This window comes from [Clostridium] saccharolyticum WM1 (assembly GCF_000144625.1).
Taxonomy (GTDB): domain Bacteria; phylum Bacillota; class Clostridia; order Lachnospirales; family Lachnospiraceae; genus Lacrimispora; species Lacrimispora saccharolytica.
Genome location: NC_014376.1, coordinates 1,140,852 through 1,160,158, shown reverse-complemented (window position 1 = coordinate 1,160,158; position 19,307 = coordinate 1,140,852). Strand labels below are relative to the sequence as shown.

Sequence of the window (19,307 nt, the reverse complement as noted above, 5' to 3'; positions counted from 1 at the left end):
GTAAGCTCTCAGGAACTTCTTTTTCCAGACAATAGAAAAAGGGATAGGCTATAAAACACGGCCGACGTGCAAAGCAAAAGTATGATACTAAAAACCGGGGGCACGTCATATCCTTTTATGCGGAAGGTCACTCCCATGTACTCCTTAAATCCCTCCAGATAAACAACAGGGATTCCGTCAAATGAGTTCTTCATGGGAACCTCCATAAGCACCTGGCGGAGCAGAGAGGCTGCATGTGATACAGGGAATAATTTTACAATCGTTTGTACCCATGAAGGCAAGGCCCCGACGGGAAGGTATATGCCGGTCAGAAATCCGATGAGGGTTCCTATGATGGTGCTGGCTGCGTTGAATTCTCTATGGCTCTTAAAAAAAGACACCGCAAAGCAAACCAAAGAGGTATTGGTTAATGCAGTAAGAAGAACCAGAAAAAAGACCTTGATGCAGGCGAAACATGTGAGCCACTGGCCGCCGCTGGATACGATATAAATTTCCGCAGCCACAGCCGTTATAAGAGACATGATGACGCCGATCAAAAACGAACTCCCGATATATCCGCCTGCTATACTGCTTCTTTTCATGGGAGAGGAATCAAAATCCTTGTTGATTTTCCTGACCTTATCATCAATCATAGTGCCCAAGGCACCCATTGTGGTAGTTACTGAAGTTACTGCAAGAAGCCCCGACACAAGCCAGCTGTTCATAAGTACCTGGGCATGCTTTAAATCTTTCATGGAGTTATCCAGCCAGGCATCTCCCAAAAACACCGCATAAAGAACGATAATGATGATAATAGCCATGAGGGAGAAAAAAACCGCGTTTTTATCACGAAAATACAGTCTTAAATTACGTTTTATAATAACTCTCATTGCCTCAGCTCCTTTCCTGTAATACCAATAAAGGCGTCATCCATGGTACCCTGGAGGACCTGGAAACTGCGGATGAAGCCCTGGCATTTTTCCATGATAGGGAGAGCAGCCATAGTATTTGGAAGTTTTACAATATATTCACCTGCCAAAACAGTAAATTCCAGTTTTAATTCCTCCATAATTTTCCTCAGTGCCGCTTCATCGGAAACAGACAATCTCAAAGTGTCCGAAGCATACCGGGTCTTTAATTGGGTGGGCGTTCCTTTGGCCGCTATTACCCCGTGATCAATCACAACCACATAATCCGATTGTGCAGCTTCTTCCATGTAGTGAGTCGTGAGAAAAACCGTCATACCTGTCTTTCCTTGCAGCTCTCTGATGGTATTCCAAATACTTTTCCGGGTTTGAGGATCAAGTCCGGTGGTTGGCTCATCAAGAAATAAAATCCGGGGCATAGGAAGAATGGCCCGGGCTATATCCGCTCTGCGCCTCTGGCCGCCTGAGAGTTTTTCATAAGGCCTGTCTAAAATCTCATTCAATTCCGTTGCCGCTGCTGCTGCATAGACAGCATTTTTAATCCTGGCTTTATCCGATGTATATAGGCCTGCCCGGATGTTCAGATTTTCCCTGACGGTAAGCAAGTCATCCAGTACGCCTTCCTGAAAGACAACACCGAGCATCTGCCGGATCGCCTGACTGTTCCGGCGAAGATCAAGTCCGTTGATAATGACTTCTCCGCTGTCAAAGTCCAACAAGGTACATAAGATATCAATAGTAGTCGATTTCCCTGCTCCATTGGGACCAAGGAAAGAAAACAGCTTGCCTTGCTCCACATAAAAGCTTAAATCCTTTACAGCAGTTAGATTGCCATAACTTTTTCTTAAGTTGGCTACTTCTATCATTCGATTCATCATACTCCCCCTTTTTAGCCTACTATACCAAAATCTGCCGGATTCCACAATACTTGTGTTTCCATACCAAAAATAATAGAAAGGCTATGCCTTAAGACAAGTATTCCTGCACATTTTCCATATAATACCGTATTCTATAATAGAAACATTTATTGTTGTAACATTGAAATTTATCATATAGCTGAATTAGTTATGACGCTCAGCATTTTCGGGAAAGAAGGTGAATTGTTACTTGAAGTTTTTTAACTGCACCAATCCTTCTGCAGGGCAAAACCATTGCAACAATTTTTATTGTCCCATACATAACAGAGGTATGGGCCAATGTTACTACCGCCTCCCTCTTAGTCTCCAAAGCTGTTCTGGCGCTTCTGGATCTCCCGGTGCCCTAGGCTGCACCGGTTCTTCCGGCTGCCGGAACTGTCCTTGTCCCTCCGACAGCCGATGCTGTTCCGGCTGTCCTGAAACTCCCGGTCCCCAAGGCTGCTCCGGAGCTCCCTGCCCTCACGGACCAAAGGTCTGTTCCGGGGCTCCCGGTCCTCCCGGACTCATGGGACCAAAGGAAAACCCAGGCTCTGCAGGATCCACCGGACCTGCAGGTGCACGCGGCCATAAGGGGGATCCTGCAGCCCGATGGGCTGTCATGGACCTTAGGGGGAACTTGGCTGTCCCGGCATAAGGGCTCACAGGGCCAATTTAATTCCAGCATCACAAACGGCGTACCATATATAAGCTGTGATATTTCCACAGGAATATTTTTAATTGCCAACCCAGGAAAATACGTGGTTCAATACTGAGTTATTGAAGATCCCAAAACACAGATCCATCTGGCTTTAAATGGTCCACTGATCGTTTCTCATAATACCATTTCATACCAGAGCAGCTCTGTGCCATATCAGTTTACGGATAGGAAACCAGTTTCATCCGGGAACTTGTATGACCGTTGCCATAACTGTTTAAAAAGGCAGTCATGACAAAACAGGTGTAAAAAATGAAAGGCCTCCCTGCCGGATTTTCAAGGATACCGGCTGGGAGGCTTTCTTGTTTTATGACGCTGTCATCTGAGGCCCATGGAAGCGAAGGCCATCAGCCTTTGTTTTTACTGCATTTGACCGCATCAATGGCAAGAACCACCATAAGCGCCAGAAGACTGTCTTGTCCATCGGCCACATCGATCAAATATGTATCGGTAAAATGAAATAGCTGTTTCTCGATCCTTGCAACAACACTGCCGGTCTGGGAGATAATGGAATAATCCCATTCCAGGAAACTGCCTTCCACATGCCAGCCATTGCAGTCAACAGAAAAAGAGGGCTTAAAAAAAGTAAAATCCTTAGTAATAGTCCCCACTGTTTCTCCGCCGATCTGGATAGCAAAACGCGGAAGAAAGGTAAGCACCTGCTCCCTTAAAGTAGCAAGGGGATTGCCGCTGTTGTCATAGATTTCCAGCTTATGGCCCCATGCCTGCCTGCCGCATACCGTGTATACAGCGGTACCATTTTCATCATAAATGTCATAACTGTCAAACCAGGAAAAAAAACGCTGTTTAAACATAAGCCTCATGATATTTTCTTATCTCCTTTCTTATCCCGGTCCAGGATCTGCCCGCACCACTCTCTCACCATACATTCCCCGCAGTTTGCTTTCCTTGCCGTACAGACCTCCCTGCCGTGATATATCAACTGAAAATTAATCCTGTTCCAGTGGTCCTTTGGCAGTATCCTCTGCAACTCCATTTCCACCTGGGCAGGATTTTTCCCGGAGGCCCAGCCCAAACGCCTGGAAATACGGAATACGTGGGTATCTACCGTTATCCCAGGAATTCCGTAAGCATCTGCAAGGAATAAGGTGGCAGTTTTCCTGCCCACCCCGGCCAGTGTCAGAATCTTGTCAATGTCACCGGGAACCTGTCCTCCGAATTCATTGGCAATCTGCCCGCAGCATTTTTTCAGATTCCTTGCCTTATTCTTATAAAGCCCGATGGTTCGTATGGCTTCTTCGATTTCCTCCAACGGTGCTTCTGCCATTTGCTCTGCTGTCCGGAAGCGCTGAAACAACTGGGGAAGCACCTCTTCCACCTGTTTATCCGTACTTTGGGCACTGAGCATGATCGCTGCCAGAAGCTGCCAGGGCTGATTATGATAGAATCCTTTCTTTGTTATCCCGTAAACCTGATCCAATTTCTCAAGTATATGTCTGATATTTTCCTTTTTCATCCCGTGCTCCCAACCTTCCGTTCCTGTGTTTCATCTGCTTTCCTCTTTTTCCGGCCGTTTACTCCTTTGTAATAATACGTTCCCCTTTGCCTCTCTTTACAACCTCACCTGGTTCAAACAGCCGGATGGTTCCATATTCCCCGTCATATCCCGGACTGCAGGTCACTCTTCCCTCTCTCAGCCGCCTGATCCCTTCCGAAATCATATGGTCAAAAGCGTGACTGATATCCTCCAGAGGCACTTCTCTCAGGATACGGAATTCCGGGCCCAACGCTCTGATCATGGCCTCATATTGATTCTGAACCTTTTTGCTGGCAGCCGTATAGCCGGTGGAGGCAGCAATAACCTCAGACAGGGGCACCAAATTTTCAAATGGCCTTCCTTCCGGAAGAACAAAGCCCGGGGGTCTGTCAGCTAATTGCCCGATCCGGTGGGATACTCCGGTTGTCAGCTTTCGGCCGCATACCGGACACTTGCCGGAATACTGTTTCGCTTCTGCAGGAGAAAGACAGAGATTGCATTTCCGGTGGCCGTCATAATGGTACTTCCCTTCTTCCGGAAAAAATTCCACCGTACCCTCTAATCCCTCCCCCATTTGTATGGCATTCCAAAGCCCGTCATAGGACAATTCTATATTCATAAAATTGGCTTCCCTGCCCAATTTGGAAGGGGAATGGGCATCGGAATTGGAAACTAGGTGAAATCGGTCCAAAGCCGACAAACGCCAGATCATGGGCGGATCGGAAGAAAGCCCTGTTTCCAAGGCATGCACATATGGGGTTAAATCTTCAAAGCACTCCTCCATGGAATCAAAACCGGAAAATGCCCCGAACAAAGAAAAATGGGGGGTCCAGATATGGGCCGGAATATAAATGGCCCTGGGACATACTTCCAGCATAATTTCCATAAGGTCCCGGCAATCCAGCCCCAGAATCGGCCTGCCGTCTGAATGAAGATTCCCAATGGTCTCCAGCCTTTTAGAAAGCAGCTCTGCCTGGGAAAGGCCCGGAAGAAGGATGACACTGTGAACCTTTCTCACTTTCCCGTTTTTCTTATAAATTGTACTGATTTCCCCGGAAACCACAAATCGGGGAATCTCAAGTTCCGATCCTTCCTCCTTATTTACACGATATTCTTCCTTTAATAGGTAAAGCCCGTCCTCTGCAGGAACCAGCTTTTCCCCTAATTCCTCACGCCACGCCGGGTGGGTAAAATCGCCGGTCCCCAGGATGCCGATTCCTTTTCGCCTTGCCCATAAGTCCAAATACTCCAGAGAGCAATTCTTACTGGTAGCCCTGGAATAAAGGGAATGGATATGCAAGTCCGCTATATACATCATTTCACCTGCTTTTGTCAATTTATGTTTTATTACAGCCTTCTTTGGAATTACATTATACCACGGCAATAGGACTAAGGAAAAGATATTCTTTTCTATGCCGCTCATTGACTCCCTTTTTCATTTATGCTAGGATATGCCTTAGAATTATGAAGAAAGGATCAGTCAAATGAATTTAATGAACCTGATGCAGTTAAAGGAATCCTGGGCTGTTTTTAAAAATAACCATCCAAAGTTTCCCCTCTTCCTGAAAGCAGCCTTAAACGGACCGCTCAAAGACGGAAGTGTGGTGGAAATCCGGATCACTTCTCCGGAAGGTAAAACCATTACCACCAATTTAAAGCTTAAGACCTCCGATCTGGAACTGCTTGAGCATTGGAAAGACTCTTTCGTTTAATCATGCCACATTCATTTGGTACATCAAACCTCTCATCGGATACTTGGCACGGCATTTTCTTGCTGTATTTACCAAAATATGGTATAGTGAATGAATAAGTGCAGGTATGGGAAGCTTTGCCCAGGCCTTTCTCCCTATTAGGGCGAATGAACAAACCAGGAGGAATGAAAGCAGTATGAAAAAAATCATAAAATTATTAACAGTCACATCCCTTCTGTCCTTATCCATGGCAGCAACCGCCCAAGCGGGAGTCTGGAAACAGGACGGTCATGGCTGGTGGTGGCAGGACGGAGATAAATCCTATCCAACCTCCGCCTGGAAATGGATTGACTCTGATGAGGATGGAATGGCAGAATGCTACTATTTTGATGAAAACGGATACCTTCTCACCGGAACCACTGCTCCTGACGGCAGCATGGTCAATGAATCCGGTGCTTGGCTGGATGAAGGCATCGTCCGCCAAAGAGCGGCTAATCCTTATGCCTCACGGAACATAAACCAGAAGGGGCTGGAGCTTTACCAGGAGGCAGACCAGAAAAGTTCCCTGCTGCCCGGCCTGGATATTTCCGCGGACATCCGGATGAATTTTTCCTTTGACCAGCTGGATATCCCTATCTCCATGAATACGCAGCTAAAATACCATGACTTAAACACACCGGCCATGGAGTTTCTTTCCAGAACCAGTATGGATATGCTGGGGATCCGAAAATCAGAAACCTCTTTTTATACCAATGGCTGCTATTATTCCGACATGGGAGAATATGAAAAGTATAAAATGAAGATCGGATATGAGGACATGACCAAAAACATCACCTTAGGAGGACTGACGGGTCAGTTTGGGGCATTCCTTGATAACGTACAGATTGCAGACGGGGAGGCGGGGAACAAAATCCTTATGTACTCCTGCAAAGCAGAAGGCCTGGAAAGCCATCTCTCCAATTTCTACCATGAGGTATGGCCGGCTTTGTCTGATTCCAACTTCAAGATCAACGGGATTCAAGGAAAGGCCGTCATCAGTCCGGAAGGTTATTTTTCCAGGGAAACCATTTCCATCTATACGACGGTAACCGAAGACGATGAAACCATGGGCATTCTTATGAATATGGATCTGAATTATAAGGATCCTGGAAAAGTCATCTCCATTGAATTTCCTTCTACAGAAGGATATGAAGAAGTGATCTATTAACAACAAACGGAGGGATCCCTGTCTACGGCTCCCTCCCTCTTATTTCTCAATCCTTGATACTGATATAAATGTGTATGTCTGAATTCTCCATATCACTGTTCTGATATTCTTCAAAATCACAAACAAAGACTCTGGGTAAATCCATCTTCCATAGCTCCTGCCAAAATTCCACTGCCGCTTTTGATATGTTTCCTATTACCACTTTACATTTATAAAAACCCTTGCTTTCTTCCTGTTCTGTAAAATTGATACAGGATGATAACCAGAATAACAGGAAACAGAACGGCTCCCAAAATCCCCATTTTTAAATTGTCTCCAAAGGATCCGGAAACAATCCCTACAAGGGAAGGCCCCCCGGAGCAGCCCAAATCACCTGCAAGCGCCAACAATGCAAACATAGCAGTACCTCCCCCCCGCAAAGAAGCAGAGGCCATGCTAAAGGATCCCGGCCACATGATCCCCACCGACAGGCCGCACAGCCCGCAGCCTAAAAATCCCAAGGCAGGAAAGGGCGAAAGGGAGATCAGAAAATAAGAGACAATGCAAAGGATTCCGCTGGCCATCATCATCTTTTTTAAATTCACCTTTTCCCCGTATTTTCCATAAGCCGCCCTTGAGATTCCCATCATAGTGGCAAAAAGCATGGGGCCTGCAAGATCTCCTGCAGCCTTGCTCACTCCCAGCCCCTTTTCCGCAAAGGCGGAAGCCCACTGGCTTACCGCCTGCTCGCTGGCTCCTGCACACACCATGAGCAGCATGAATCCCCAGAAAATCCGTTTTCCAACCAGGGCCTTTAAGGAGAGGCCTTCATTCCCTTCCACCAGAGGGGCGATGGGCACCTTTAAAAACAAAATCATGTTGAACGCTGGAACCAGTGCCCAGAAAAGCGCCAGCAGCCTCCAGTTTTTTAAGCCGGCAATGGCAAAGAATATGGTGGATAGGAGGACAACACCCACATGCCCCCAACAATAAAAGGAATGAAGCATGCTCATGGCCTTTTCCTTATTGTCTGTGGGACATGCTTCTACAACAGGACTGACCAGAACCTCCAAAAGTCCGCCTCCGGCAGCATATATAGCCACGGAAACATAGAGTCCCATCCATGCATGGGGAAACAGGCCCGGCAGAACCGTCAGAACGACTAGTCCTGTTGCTGACAATAGATGTGCCGCTAGCATGGAGGCACGGTATCCTACCCGGTCAATAAGACCTGCGGACAACAGATCCACCAATAGCTGGACCCCAAAATTAAGAGTCACAAGCAGAGTAATTCTTGATAAGGAAATTCCGTACTCGGACTGAAAGGTAAGAAACAAAAGAGGAACGAAATTGTTAATGATCGCCTGCACGATATAGCTTAAAAAACAGGCATGAACGGTTTTAGTATAATTGTTATTCATTGTTAGTCACCTGCTGTTTATTTTTTTGTATTATACCGCATATTTTCTTGAGAATCTTGTAAAATGCCGCCAGTTTATGATACAATCTAGCCAACCGCCCAAAGGAGAAGTTCTATGCAAAGCACGAAAATACTCACTGACGAATCAATGATGGAGTTAGTCACCCATGGCTCCTCCGCCTTTCCCTTTCAATATTATTACGAGGATGTAGGGAAATTCGAAAACCGGTGCATTGACTGGCACTGGCACAGAGAATTTGAGCTGGTGTCCGTAACCCAAGGGATTTTGCAGTGTTCCGTAGGAAACATCAATTACATACTGGAACCAGGGGATGGGATTTTCATCAATTCCGGCATGATTCACCGTTTTGTTTCAGCAGGAACAGCGGTCATCCCCAATGTTTTGTTTGCTTCTGATTTCATCGCCCCGGAAAACAGCTCCATCCATGAAAAATACATGCTTCCCTTTCTCACTTCAGGCATTTCCCACTATGTACTGAAGAAAAACAGCCCCTGGCAAAAAGATGTTCTTTCCTGTCTGTCAAACCTGTATTGCCTGTGCGAAAATCAGGGACCGGCCTGGGAGATGGAAGCCCATATCCTGGCCTGCCAGGTCTGGAAAAACCTGTTTGAACACAAACAGGAATTTCCCACCATGGAAAATACGGGGATCAGCAAGATTTCCCAGGCCCGTTTGAAAGGAATGACCCGTTTTATTGAAGAAAACTACTGGAAAAAAATTACTCTGGAGGATATCGCCGCATCCGTAGGTGTAAGCAAGCGGGAAGCTCTCCGCTGTTTTCAGTGCTCCATCCCCTTATCTCCCATGGAATATTTAAATAAATTCCGGCTCCAGAAGGCATGGAAGCTTCTCATTCATACAGACTGCTCCATCACCGACATTGCCGGGCAAATCGGACTGGAAAGCACAAGCTATTTTGACCGTCTGTTTAAAAGAGAATTTCATATCACGCCCAGAAAGCATCGGAACAGCGCAAAAAAATCTTAAACATATTTGGGGGTGATTCTTTACTCCTCTTTCTTCAGGAATTATAATTAGAAAAAACAAGATAAAGGAGAACCTGGATGGGAGAATTAACTAAGCTTCCAAACATTGGAAAAGAAGTGGAACGGCAGCTAAATGAAACCGGAATCTTTACTTATGAAGAATTAAAAGAAACAGGTGCAGAACAAGCCTGGCTTAGGATCCAGGCCATTGACGCCTCTGCCTGCATCCACCGGCTGTATGCCCTGGAAGGAGCCATACAGGGCATAAAAAAAGTCCTCCTTTCTCAGGAGAGGAAAGAGGAATTAAAGGATTTTTATAAGTTTCACAAATTATGAGGAAAGGCCCGGCCAGCTCCTCTTATGAGCCGGAAGCCAGGCCAAGGCCCATGAACCAGAAGATAAAGAACAACAGAAAATATGCCAGTACGGCCAGTAGACAGATTTCTCCTGCCAACCGGTATTTTATGAACCGGAAGCCCTTCATCCACAGATAGAAATAATAACATATCAAAGCAATCCCCAATGCTCCAACTATGATTGGCAGCAAGGCCATTAAAAGAAAGATAAGATTCATCGCATTACTCCCGAAAAACGTCCTGTTCTTATCTTCCCCTCTTTCTCTCCTCTTATGAGCAAAGGCTGGTCCGGAAATACTTATTTACTGAATAAAAATTTCATGTACCGAATGAAAACGTAAACCACCAGACATACGGCAATCACGGTTTCGACAAGGACTACCCCCGGCAGAATTCCTACGGCATAGCCCATTTTCCCCAGGAACGCCGTTGACATCTTCATGGCGATGGCACTGATAACCACTGGAAATGTAAACGCTGCGTAGCTTGGGTAAAAAGGCAGAGCCAGGAACCTTGGCAGATAAATCAGCACCGTCACATATAATCCTCCGGCCAGTATCATGAGCAGGAATACCATGGTCACGGATTTCATTTCCGCAGACTGAAGGTATCCGGCCAGGCAAAGGCTGACCGGAGCCGTGTAAATGCAGAACAGCGGCCTGGCCGGCTCAGCGATCTCTTTATATTTTACATACCGGGCCGTCACAAGAACCAGTAAAATCAGGCACCAGACAAGGCCGAACCAGAAGATGCCAATTCCCAGTCCGGTACGCCCAAATGCAGGCGCTGTTACGCTTGCCGTCACAATCCCCACATATACAATATAGTAGCTTGCAAATACAGCTTTCATATTCAGCTTATAAAGAAAACGGGCGGTAAAATACACCATAAGGAGAACGTGAAGGGCGATTCCAGAATACCAGATATAGACTGCACCGCCCCGGAGAAAAGGTTTGGCATAGGCAGACAGCAGTATCACGGCCATGGAAAAGGTCCCTGAAACGCTTGCCATCACCGGATTTTTCATATCTTCTTTTACCATATCAAAATGTAAAATACATTTACACAAAAACAAAACCGCCAATATGGCTGATATGACTCCGCACAGCAGGCGTATGGCTTCCGAATAACTTTGGAGAAGATTACCCAATGCTGCAAATCCAAGGGACAGTCCTGCCATGGGAATGGGAATTTTCTTAATCATTGCATCCCTCCCCAGGCTTTCGTTCATCGGTATTGGTAAGTCCATATTCCCGAACCACGATTTCAGCAACCTTTTTAGCAACCAGTCCTGTGAAATATATGCACTGTTCCTTGTGCTCTCCTTTTCCCATATCAAATTCCTTGGTCAAAATCCTGCAGCATAAGGCATTCTTCCCATTGTTTTCCTTAAACCAGTCGTGAAGCTCCTTCGATACTTCCAGATTCTTTTCCACCTTCGGATCCCCCTGTCTTGTCCGTCCAAAGAATATGCCAAGGGCCATTACTCCCCCGGATACCGCTCCGCACAGACACTTGGAACGGCCGATTCCTACTGGAAATCCGGAAGCCATAGCGATAACTTCCTCTGGGATATCCAGTTCAAAATTTGATCTGATAGCGCTTACAACGGCCTCTGAGCAAAAAAAGCCTCCCCGAAACAGAGCTTCCGCATCATCTCCGATTTTTTTTACACTAACCGCCTGTTTCACATTCATCTCATGTATCCTCCTGCATGTTTATTGATAATTCTATTCTATTAAGATTTAAGGCCTACGTCCAATTCATAAATTCTATAAATAAGCCATACTTATAGGAAATATCTATTACATGCCGTCAGAAAATGAAATATCTGCTAAAACTGGATTCAATTCATTGATATTCCGGTTCCGGTACATACTCAAAGCTGACATGATCACTGGTCAGATCAAAGATCAGACTCTCTCCTTTATACAGGAGAAACCTCCCTAACAGTAAATGCTCCTCTTTGATAAAGCGTACCATCCTTCCCTGATCCGGTGCCAGAAGGCTGTGGGAAAACCTGGCAGTTTTCTTCCTGTTCCGGTTCGACAGAAATATTTTAAAGGTGTATTCTCCCTGTCTTAATATAACTGCAGTTTCCCTTTTGCAAACCACCTTTACCCCCAGATAAGTGGCAAAGCGGAATTCCTCCCCCTGATACTGGATGACGCAGATACAGCCCTGAAAGCTGTGTCCGATAAAAGGAATATGGGCAATGGAAACCATGACCGATGCCTCTTGGGGGAACCGGTTGCATTGGAGCCATAAGTAATCCCTGGGAAAGGACCTGCCTTTATCTCCCTCTATATATCCTTTTTCTCCGTTAAAATCCAAAAGCTTCCCATTGACCTTAAGACTCCCCTTAAGATCGTGTGCCATGCTGATTATTTCATGGCTGCACTCCATAAAGGGGACCCATTGAAAAGGTCCCATTATGGAATAGGCGATGGGACTGAAAGAGCCATAGCGGATGATGCCCTGAATGGTGATCTCCTTTGACTGGATATCCAGCTTAACGCCTTCCGGAGAAAAGAGATTGTTTCCAAGAATGATTCTTCTTCTTTTTCTGTCTGACAGATAGTCCTCTTCCGAAAAATCAAGAGTATAAGAGTTTTCATTCCATATAATTTGTAAAAATGGATGTTTCCTGCCTTTTTCATCTATACTGTGACCGGGTATCAAGGCCAGAACCGCATCCGCATTTTGATGCTTGAAATACCAGCCCTCAAAATACTTGATTCTCTTTGGGAAAGAAGAACATCCGTTCCTAAGAAGTTTTATTATTTTATTTCCCCAATGTTTATTTCTGTAATCTGACAACGGAACCATATCTCCTTTCTAGTTCATTGATACTTCTAGACATATGGTTACCAAATGTCAGGAAACATAATCAGAAACGCCTGTCTTTCATGAATTCCCGTCTCCTGTACTTTTAAAACCTACCCGGTCTCTTCAAAAGCCTCCAACCGTAAGCCGGATGAAAACAGGCCTGTCCCTAAGAAAAGACAGACCTGTTTCTATGTGCTTTTATGCTACACGCTCATTTCTTCATCCTGGACTACCTTATGGATAAATACATGAACGTACTCCCCGCAGAACTGGGTGCCGGCACCCTTAACCAGTTCACTGATGGCATATTCCTTTGGCAAAGCCCTGCGATAGCTTCTTTCACTGATCATGGCATCGTATGCATCTGCAATGGCGATGATCCTGGATTGGACCGGTATTTCATTTCCTTTAAGCCCTTTGGGATAACCATTCCCATCCCACCGTTCATGGTGGGCCAGAACGTAATCCGCCATTTCCGACAGTTCATTGACTGTGCTTAAAATCCGGTAGCCGATTTCCGGGTGTTTTTTTATCTCTTCCCACTCCTTCTCAATCAGCTTTCCGTTTTTATTCAGTATTCCTTCTTCAATCGCTACTTTGCCGATATCATGGAGAAGGCCTACGGTCCTCAGCTCTTTTACCTCATCCTCCTGCAGTCCAAGAGCCGTCCCCATCCTTTCGCACAGCTCCGACACCCGAAGGGAATGCTGTTCTTCCCTTGGGTTTTTCTCATGAAGAGCCGCCATAATCGTGTAAATAGTCTTCCCTCTCATCCCCGAGGTCTCCAGCAGCTTTTTCTTGTACATGTAGTCCTCAGCCTTTTTAAGAACTTCTAATATGGATTCCTCTTCCGTGTACTTCACGCTATAGCCGAAAGAAACAGAAAGAGTGACCTTATTTATAGCTTCCTGCTTTGTACGTTCGTTGACCCTGCCGATGACCTCCTTGATTTCTCTTACATCGGTATTGGGGGAAACAATGATAAATTCATCTCCTCCCAGCCTGCATATGATATCCTTATCCCTGCAGCATTCCAAGAAAACTCCAGCCACCCTTTGAATATACTTATCCCCAACCGTATGTCCGAAGGAATCATTCATAAGCTTCAAGCCATTGATATCGGCCATGGTAATCACCAGGGGATAATACTCCGGGGAATCCAGCCTTCTCAGCTGTTCCTCAAAAAATCTCCTGTTGTACAATCCTGTCAGCTGGTCGTGATTGCTTAAATAATGCAAACGCTCCTCCGCCTGTTTTCTTTTGGTGATATCATTTAATATAATAGCCAGCTGGTCTTCCTTGGGGCGGGAGGCAATGATCTCATAATAATAGCTGGTATTCTGCTGAAACCGCTCGTACCGGGCGGACTCCCCTGTTTTAATGGTGGCAGCCAGCTTGTCCAGGTTTTCTGCTTCGATATTTTTATGTATTTCGAAAAAATATTTTCCAATAATGTCCTCTTTTTTTAATCCTGTCAGCACTTCATAACTGTGGTTGGCATCCACCAGCCTGTAATTTCGAATATCATCGTCAGAGGTTCTCTCATACAATGCCATACCCAGCTGCATCTGGCTGATGACCGTTTTATATTTCTCTTCGCTTACATTTAACCTTTGGTCATACTCCATAATCGTATCATACTGTATTCTCAGCTCTCTTTCTGATACGGTCAGCTGGTCCAGATATTCCATCAGCTCCACATTGGCGGCAGACAGATCATCATTGCTCCTGCTCAGTCTGCACTCTGCCTGTTCCACTTTTCTTAAAAGGTTGGATATTAAATAATATAGGATGGCAGCAGTAAACAAAACATACATAATTCCCTTGTAGGTATGGATCATCATCCTTGCAGAAGGATCGTGGACCAGACGGTTAAGGGTTTGGTCTGAAAAATAAATCCAGACAAAACCAAAAAGAGAATATATGAAACAGATTTTCAAGCCTTCCTGTTTTAAAGGATCTTTTTTATTGTTAAGAGCATCGATTTTATCTTTCAGCCTTTTAATCATACAACTCCCCCTTCAATCGGTGACGACAAAATTGTCCTCTCTTCCGTATTATACACTATTTTGATTCCATAAGGAACATATTACCAACTTTTTCCCTTAAAAAATAACTTAAAACGCTGCAAAAAAGAAGGGCCGCCGAATGCCCTTCCTTTCATGTTTTTTTGCCTTATAAGATTTCACCCAGCCGCATGCATTCATCGGCCATTAATACCTGAACGATCTCTCCTATGATATGTTCATGATAATCTTTGTTGGGATAGTTTTGCTGGTCTAAGGTTTTATCAAAAAAGCCGTTGGGATCTATGGTCTGCTGATAAAGCTTACGGCAGATAAGAACCAGCCTTGCCTCAGAAAAATAAGGCGCTTTCCCATCAAAAACAGGAGTGAGACCTGTTTCCTTCTCTTTGTCTACATCCCTTCCGGAGTGGGAACCGCAGTAGTTTAATGCAGACCTGCATTGGTCGCCGAAAAAATTGAGTGCATAATACTCGCTCCGGTTAATAAATTCCAGGGTATATCTCTGGGGACGCAGAACAATGTTGGTAACATTTTTATTCCACATGATCCCGATCCCGCCCCAACTGGCTGTCATCATATTATACTTCTGATGGGTGCCCGCAGAAATCAGCATCCATTCTTTTCCTATCATTGTGATTGCATCCATGGGCACTTGTTTTAGGTCAACTGGTCTTAACATTTCATTACCTCCAACTGTTTTATATTTATTATATATATTCCAACAAGATAACAGAATGAGCCTTTGTTCAGGTCTGGGTATTTTTTCGTACATCAATATCCACCAGCTCCAGGCCATCCGCCACCTCATGAAGGTATAAATCTACAATATGCTTCCGGATGATCCTTTTTCCCCCCACATCTCCTTCCAGGGAAAGCAGCTCCTTTAAGTAACTTCTGGAAAATATGGCCGGATTACCCAATGCCCCCATGTTGCATAGACAGCCGATCCCCTTTCCGCTGTCTTGCCATCCCTTTACCAGACCTTCTATGGTAGCCGCCTTTAAGTAGGGCTGGTCACAGACCGCAAAGCAATAATCTGTTTCCTCATTCTCAAGAGCTTGAAGCGCCAGATGGATGGAATGGGAGATGCCAAGGCTGCTCTCCCTGTTTTCCACCACCTCATAGCCACGATCCATCATGCAGTCCATAATCTCCTGGTACTGGGTGACGGCCACCTTCCTGTGGAAGAGATCATCAGGAAGCTTCTCCACTTCCTCGATAATAGATTGGTACATGGGTTTTCCATTAAATTCATGAAGCAGCTTATTGCCGTTAAATCTCCGGCTGTCGCCTGCTGCCAGAAGGATAAGTGCCAGTTTCATGCCATAAACCTCCCTTTTCCATCATTTTACCTGTAAATGAACCAAGCGGAAATGCCTGTATATCCAGTTGATTCACAAACTCAAGGCTGAAAGATGTTTTCTATCAGCCTGACTTTCCGGGACATCACCTTTTTTTCTTTTTCAGACTTAAAATAGCCTCCAGGACACCTCCGCCGATGGAAGCCGCCTTATCTGAGATGGTGTAGCAGTTCTCAACGATTCCTCTCGGATCAATATCTCCTGACTTCATTCCCGTTGTTACTTCCACGCCGTCCTGGAGAAGTCCTCTGACAACGCCTCCCACCAGAGCATAGATGGGGCTGTCCCCGGAATAACCTACCAGGTCGCCTTTATCCACCAGATCTCCGATTTTCACCTGGCCTTGAAATAACCCGTCATCCGTGGCGCGGATGATCCGTTCCTTGTCATAGCCTCCGATCATTCCCGGAACACCTGTATTGGGATAAGCGCTTCCCTCCCAAATACAGCGGCCCAGATTATGGCCTCTTTTGGTTTCCACCACCACATGGCAGTCAAGACCGGCCGTAAAACCAGGACCAACGCCTACTACCACTTCAGCATCGGTTATCCTGGTTCCCAGATTCTTCTTTGCAATTATGGCATCCACCACCACATCCGGTTTCCATTCTTCCCGGATCCTGCATTCCTCGTCTACCACCACTGCTACCTGATCCCTTGCTATGGTCTCCTGAATTTCCTCCAGGCTGTGGCATAAAACCCCTGTTATATCCTCCACCTTTGCCTGTCCTTCATAGACCGCCCTGGAAAAAGCCACTGTCCGCCGTACCGTAGTAGGGACAGGGATGTCAGTCATGACCAGATCAAAACCGCAGCGGTGAAGACGGCATCCAATGCCTGTGGCCAGGTCACCTGCTCCTTTTATCAATACTTTCATTGTATCCTAGACCTTCCGATTTATTTCTGCATGCAAGGAGCCAGAACAGGAATGCCTGTATTCCTGTATCCGGTCCAGGCTGTATTGAATGCCCTTAGGCATACGATTTAAATAAATGATTTCCCATGGGATTGCTGAATATCCGCTCTGGCGCATTCTCCGCCTCTTCCTGACAAAATCTCAAGACCATGAAACAGAGGATCCAGAATGTATTCCAGACTCTCCCTCACTGCTTTTGGGCTTCCAGGCAGGTTAATGATAAGGGTCGCCCCCCGGATGACGCTGGCCCCCCTGCTTAGCATGGCCCGTTTGGTCACGGTCATGCTGTAAGCCCGTATGGCTTCAGAGATCCCAGGCGCATTGCGGTCCGCTACAGCCAAAGTGGCCTCGGGAGTCACATCTCTTGGCGAAAAGCCGGTCCCTCCTGTGGTCAGTACCAGATCGCATTCCACCTTATCGCTTAATCGAATAAGCTCTTCCTTAAGTGCCTCTCCTTCATCAGCCAGAAGTCTGTAACTGATCACCTCAAAACCTGATTTCTCCAATATTTCCCTTATCACTGCGCCGCTTACATCTTCCCGCTCTCCGGCGGCTCCCTTGTCACTTAAGGTTACGATTCCTGCCCGGTACATACTGTGATTTCATCCCCTTCCTTCATGATCCCGCCATGGAGGACTCTTGTAAAGATCCCGTTGGACGGCATAATGCATTCTCCCATTTTCTTGTATATCTCACAATGGGAGTGACATTCCTTGCCTATTTGAGTCACCTCCAGAAGTATATCCCCGCACGTTAACCTTGTGCCAATGGGAAGATGGATCAGATCAATGCCCTGGACGATAATGTTTTCCCCAAAGGCTCCATTCCCGATCTGCGCACCTCTGGCCTTAAAATCCTCTATGGTATCAAAGGATAAAAGACTCACCTGCCTGTGCCATTTGCCTGCATGAGCATCGCCTTCGATTCCGTGTTCTTCAATAAAATGTCCTTCTTCCACCCTGACTTTCTGGGTTCCTTTTTTTTCGCTGATACAGACAGCCATAACCTTTCCCATCTGCTTATCCTCCTATCTGGTTCATATTGGGGCTTGCTTCGCCATTGTCTTCTTCAAAATGATGGCTTTCCGGCTTACTTTGAATACTCTGCTTCATCAGGTCAAGAAGATCCCCGTCAGAGATTCCCTCACGCAAAGGTCTTTTTAAATCCACTCCTGCCGGACTGTCCAGACAAAGCTTTAAAAATCCGTCGGAGGTCAGTCTCACCCGGTTGCAGGAGCCGCAGAATCTGTGGCTGACCGCACTGATAAAACCCACAAAACCCGTTTCATTTCCCCATGTATAATAAACGGCAGGACCATTGCCTTTTACCTCCCGGCTTTCCCTAAGCGGTCCGAAGGTCTCAGACAGAATTCCCGCAAGGTCGTCATTTTCCATTGCTTTGTAACGTTTCCCCTGACCGATTGGCATCATCTCAATAAAACGGACCGGAATCCTGCGTTCCATGGAAAACCTGGCAAAAGCTAGTACCTCTTCCTTTGAAAGCTCTTCCATAACCGCACAGTTTATCTTTACTTTCAACCCTGCTTCCAGTGCGCTTTCGATTCCCTCCATGACAGATTCAAAGCAGTCTCTTCTTGTGATTTCAGCAAACCGCTCTGGATTCAGGGTATCCAGACTCACATTGACACTTGATAAACCAGCAGCCTTTAATAAGGCAGCTTTCTCCTTTAAAAGACAGCCATTGGTCGTCATTGTCACATCTTCGATTCCGGGAATCGACTGAAGCCCCTTGATCAGAACTTCTATATCCTTTCTCACCAAAGGCTCCCCGCCTGTCACCTTCACCTTGCGGATTCCAAGGCGGGCGCCGGCTTCGCAGATCCTTAAGATCTCATGGTAAGTAAGGATGTCCCCGTGGCTCATAGGGACAATCCCCTCCTCAGGCATACAGTAGACGCACCTTAAATTGCATCGGTCTGTGACGGAGATCCGGATATAATCAATGGTTCTGCTGCATCGATCAATCATGGTCTTTCCCCCTGCTGCCAGAGTCCTTCTCATAGAGTCCGCTCTTTCCGCCATCCTTTTTTAAAAGGCAGATTTGGCTGATGGTCATTCCCCGGTCCATGGCCTTGCACATGTCATATATGGTCAGCAAAGCGATATTCACCCCTGTCAGGGCTTCCATCTCCACACCGGTCTTTCCCTGGGTCCTGACCGTACAGACGGCCTCTACCGAACGGCTTTCCTCATGAAGCACAAAATCCACGGTGCACTTGGTAAGCATCAGCCCATGGCACAGGGGGATAAGTTCAGAGGTTCTTTTTGCACCCATGATCCCTGCCACTCTGGAGACTCCAAGAACATCACCTTTTTTTGCAGTCCCCTGGGAAATGGCCTCAAAAACCTCCTGATTGACCGTAATAAACCCGTGTGCCACAGCGATCCGGTCCGTCTCCGCCTTTTCGCCTACGTCCACCATGCGGGCATTTCCCTGTTCATCAAAATGTGTCAGTCCGCTCATATTTTTATCAACCTT

General features: G+C 46.1%; 22 protein-coding genes and 1 pseudogene. 4 read left to right on the top strand and 19 right to left on the bottom strand.

Annotated features, from left to right (window positions below):
• Positions 1–8: 8 nt before the first annotated feature.
• The 6 genes and pseudogenes from CLOSA_RS05470 to CLOSA_RS05445 form a co-directional block, all read right to left on the bottom strand.
• Positions 9–869 carry an ABC transporter permease gene (locus tag CLOSA_RS05470; RefSeq protein ID WP_013271775.1) on the bottom strand — a complete coding sequence of 287 codons (861 nt, stop codon included), beginning with the start codon at positions 867–869 and terminating at the stop codon, positions 9–11.
• Complete coding sequence (locus CLOSA_RS05465) at positions 866–1,783, bottom strand: ABC transporter ATP-binding protein (protein WP_330362184.1); 918 nt, start codon at positions 1,781–1,783, stop codon at positions 866–868. Before CLOSA_RS05465 ends, CLOSA_RS05470 begins: the two co-directional genes overlap by 4 nt.
• Before the next feature lie 338 nt (positions 1,784–2,121).
• Complete coding sequence (locus CLOSA_RS22580; RefSeq protein ID WP_157668993.1) at positions 2,122–2,292, bottom strand: hypothetical protein; 171 nt, start codon at positions 2,290–2,292, stop codon at positions 2,122–2,124.
• Positions 2,293–2,863: 571 nt separating this feature from the next.
• Entirely contained in the window at positions 2,864–3,340 is a 477-nt protein-coding gene (locus tag CLOSA_RS05455; RefSeq protein ID WP_013271772.1) for an LURP-one-related/scramblase family protein, read from the bottom strand.
• Complete coding sequence (nth, locus tag CLOSA_RS05450; protein WP_013271771.1) at positions 3,337–3,993, bottom strand: endonuclease III; 657 nt, start codon at positions 3,991–3,993, stop codon at positions 3,337–3,339. Before nth ends, CLOSA_RS05455 begins: the two co-directional genes overlap by 4 nt.
• Before the next feature lie 100 nt (positions 3,994–4,093).
• A pseudogene (locus CLOSA_RS05445) lies at positions 4,094–5,329 on the bottom strand (endonuclease Q family protein); the annotation flags it as partial.
• A 169-nt stretch (positions 5,330–5,498) separates the two neighbouring features.
• Here CLOSA_RS05445 and CLOSA_RS05440 point away from each other — a divergent pair.
• Together CLOSA_RS05440 and CLOSA_RS21680 are read left to right on the top strand one after the other, a co-directional pair.
• The gene (locus CLOSA_RS05440) at positions 5,499–5,726 is read left to right on the top strand and encodes a hypothetical protein (RefSeq protein WP_013271769.1); all 228 of its coding nucleotides are present in this window, start codon (positions 5,499–5,501) and stop codon (positions 5,724–5,726) included.
• 175 nt (positions 5,727–5,901) lie between these two features.
• On the top strand, positions 5,902–6,912 hold the full coding sequence (locus CLOSA_RS21680) for a hypothetical protein (RefSeq protein ID WP_013271768.1): 1,011 nt from the start codon (positions 5,902–5,904) through the stop codon (positions 6,910–6,912).
• Between the two features lie 209 nt (positions 6,913–7,121).
• Here the strand turns inward: CLOSA_RS21680 and CLOSA_RS05425 are convergent, their stop codons facing one another.
• Positions 7,122–8,312 (bottom strand): MFS transporter, encoded by a 1,191-nt coding sequence (locus CLOSA_RS05425; RefSeq protein ID WP_013271767.1) that lies wholly within the window; start codon positions 8,310–8,312, stop codon positions 7,122–7,124.
• Positions 8,313–8,426: 114 nt separating this feature from the next.
• On the opposite strand from CLOSA_RS05425, the gene CLOSA_RS05420 reads away from it, so the two are divergent.
• Positions 8,427–9,320, top strand: a complete 894-nt coding sequence (locus CLOSA_RS05420; RefSeq protein WP_013271766.1) for an AraC family transcriptional regulator — start codon at positions 8,427–8,429, stop codon at positions 9,318–9,320.
• 77 nt (positions 9,321–9,397) lie between these two features.
• Positions 9,398–9,655 carry a TfoX/Sxy family protein gene (locus CLOSA_RS05415; protein WP_013271765.1) on the top strand — a complete coding sequence of 86 codons (258 nt, stop codon included), beginning with the start codon at positions 9,398–9,400 and terminating at the stop codon, positions 9,653–9,655.
• A gap of 22 nt (positions 9,656–9,677) precedes the next feature.
• Here the strand turns inward: CLOSA_RS05415 and CLOSA_RS22575 are convergent, their stop codons facing one another.
• The 12 genes from CLOSA_RS22575 to moaC form a co-directional block, all read right to left on the bottom strand.
• Positions 9,678–9,893: a hypothetical protein gene (locus tag CLOSA_RS22575; protein WP_013271764.1), complete on the bottom strand. Its 216-nt coding sequence runs from the start codon at positions 9,891–9,893 to the stop codon at positions 9,678–9,680.
• An 80-nt stretch (positions 9,894–9,973) separates the two neighbouring features.
• A complete protein-coding gene (locus CLOSA_RS05410; protein ID WP_013271763.1) occupies positions 9,974–10,879 on the bottom strand; it encodes a TDT family transporter in 906 nt (301 codons plus the stop codon).
• Positions 10,872–11,372: a C-GCAxxG-C-C family protein gene (locus CLOSA_RS05405; RefSeq protein ID WP_013271762.1), complete on the bottom strand. Its 501-nt coding sequence runs from the start codon at positions 11,370–11,372 to the stop codon at positions 10,872–10,874. The genes CLOSA_RS05410 and CLOSA_RS05405 overlap by 8 nt, the downstream gene beginning before the upstream one ends.
• Positions 11,373–11,526: 154 nt before the next feature.
• Positions 11,527–12,495 (bottom strand): tocopherol cyclase family protein, encoded by a 969-nt coding sequence (locus CLOSA_RS05400; RefSeq protein ID WP_013271761.1) that lies wholly within the window; start codon positions 12,493–12,495, stop codon positions 11,527–11,529.
• Positions 12,496–12,707: 212 nt separating this feature from the next.
• Positions 12,708–14,513, bottom strand: coding sequence for a sensor domain-containing diguanylate cyclase/phosphohydrolase (locus CLOSA_RS22060; protein WP_013271760.1), 1,806 nt, complete (start codon positions 14,511–14,513; stop codon positions 12,708–12,710).
• 166 nt (positions 14,514–14,679) lie between these two features.
• Positions 14,680–15,210, bottom strand: a complete 531-nt coding sequence (locus tag CLOSA_RS05390; RefSeq protein ID WP_013271759.1) for a flavin reductase family protein — start codon at positions 15,208–15,210, stop codon at positions 14,680–14,682.
• A gap of 67 nt (positions 15,211–15,277) precedes the next feature.
• Positions 15,278–15,853: a nucleotidyltransferase family protein gene (locus CLOSA_RS05385; protein WP_013271758.1), complete on the bottom strand. Its 576-nt coding sequence runs from the start codon at positions 15,851–15,853 to the stop codon at positions 15,278–15,280.
• A gap of 124 nt (positions 15,854–15,977) precedes the next feature.
• Positions 15,978–16,769, bottom strand: coding sequence for a selenium-dependent molybdenum cofactor biosynthesis protein YqeB (gene yqeB, locus CLOSA_RS05380; protein ID WP_013271757.1), 792 nt, complete (start codon positions 16,767–16,769; stop codon positions 15,978–15,980).
• Positions 16,770–16,876: 107 nt separating this feature from the next.
• Positions 16,877–17,401, bottom strand: a complete 525-nt coding sequence (locus tag CLOSA_RS05375; protein ID WP_013271756.1) for a MogA/MoaB family molybdenum cofactor biosynthesis protein — start codon at positions 17,399–17,401, stop codon at positions 16,877–16,879.
• Entirely contained in the window at positions 17,380–17,823 is a 444-nt protein-coding gene (locus CLOSA_RS05370) for an MOSC domain-containing protein (RefSeq protein WP_013271755.1), read from the bottom strand. Before CLOSA_RS05370 ends, CLOSA_RS05375 begins: the two co-directional genes overlap by 22 nt.
• 4 nt (positions 17,824–17,827) lie before the next feature.
• Positions 17,828–18,796: a GTP 3',8-cyclase MoaA gene (gene moaA, locus CLOSA_RS05365; RefSeq protein WP_013271754.1), complete on the bottom strand. Its 969-nt coding sequence runs from the start codon at positions 18,794–18,796 to the stop codon at positions 17,828–17,830.
• Positions 18,789–19,292, bottom strand: a complete 504-nt coding sequence (moaC, locus tag CLOSA_RS05360) for a cyclic pyranopterin monophosphate synthase MoaC (RefSeq protein ID WP_013271753.1) — start codon at positions 19,290–19,292, stop codon at positions 18,789–18,791. The genes moaA and moaC overlap by 8 nt, the downstream gene beginning before the upstream one ends.
• Positions 19,293–19,307: the final 15 nt, after the last annotated feature.

Coding starts and splice junctions, on each gene's coding strand:
- CLOSA_RS05470 (WP_013271775.1), bottom strand. CDS start 869: ATGAGAGTTATTATAAAACGTAATTTAAGACTGTATTTTCGTGATAAA.
- CLOSA_RS05465 (WP_330362184.1), bottom strand. CDS start 1,783: ATGATGAATCGAATGATAGAAGTAGCCAACTTAAGAAAAAGTTATGGC.
- CLOSA_RS05455 (WP_013271772.1), bottom strand. CDS start 3,340: ATGAGGCTTATGTTTAAACAGCGTTTTTTTTCCTGGTTTGACAGTTAT.
- nth (WP_013271771.1), bottom strand. CDS start 3,993: ATGAAAAAGGAAAATATCAGACATATACTTGAGAAATTGGATCAGGTT.
- CLOSA_RS05440 (WP_013271769.1), top strand. CDS start 5,499: ATGAATTTAATGAACCTGATGCAGTTAAAGGAATCCTGGGCTGTTTTT.
- CLOSA_RS21680 (WP_013271768.1), top strand. CDS start 5,902: ATGAAAAAAATCATAAAATTATTAACAGTCACATCCCTTCTGTCCTTA.
- CLOSA_RS05425 (WP_013271767.1), bottom strand. CDS start 8,312: ATGAATAACAATTATACTAAAACCGTTCATGCCTGTTTTTTAAGCTAT.
- CLOSA_RS05420 (WP_013271766.1), top strand. CDS start 8,427: ATGCAAAGCACGAAAATACTCACTGACGAATCAATGATGGAGTTAGTC.
- CLOSA_RS05415 (WP_013271765.1), top strand. CDS start 9,398: ATGGGAGAATTAACTAAGCTTCCAAACATTGGAAAAGAAGTGGAACGG.
- CLOSA_RS22575 (WP_013271764.1), bottom strand. CDS start 9,893: ATGAATCTTATCTTTCTTTTAATGGCCTTGCTGCCAATCATAGTTGGA.
- CLOSA_RS05410 (WP_013271763.1), bottom strand. CDS start 10,879: ATGATTAAGAAAATTCCCATTCCCATGGCAGGACTGTCCCTTGGATTT.
- CLOSA_RS05405 (WP_013271762.1), bottom strand. CDS start 11,372: ATGAATGTGAAACAGGCGGTTAGTGTAAAAAAAATCGGAGATGATGCG.
- CLOSA_RS22060 (WP_013271760.1), bottom strand. CDS start 14,513: ATGATTAAAAGGCTGAAAGATAAAATCGATGCTCTTAACAATAAAAAA.
- CLOSA_RS05390 (WP_013271759.1), bottom strand. CDS start 15,210: ATGTTAAGACCAGTTGACCTAAAACAAGTGCCCATGGATGCAATCACA.
- CLOSA_RS05385 (WP_013271758.1), bottom strand. CDS start 15,853: ATGAAACTGGCACTTATCCTTCTGGCAGCAGGCGACAGCCGGAGATTT.
- yqeB (WP_013271757.1), bottom strand. CDS start 16,769: ATGAAAGTATTGATAAAAGGAGCAGGTGACCTGGCCACAGGCATTGGA.
- CLOSA_RS05375 (WP_013271756.1), bottom strand. CDS start 17,401: ATGTACCGGGCAGGAATCGTAACCTTAAGTGACAAGGGAGCCGCCGGA.
- CLOSA_RS05370 (WP_013271755.1), bottom strand. CDS start 17,823: ATGGGAAAGGTTATGGCTGTCTGTATCAGCGAAAAAAAAGGAACCCAG.
- moaA (WP_013271754.1), bottom strand. CDS start 18,796: ATGATTGATCGATGCAGCAGAACCATTGATTATATCCGGATCTCCGTC.
- moaC (WP_013271753.1), bottom strand. CDS start 19,292: ATGAGCGGACTGACACATTTTGATGAACAGGGAAATGCCCGCATGGTG.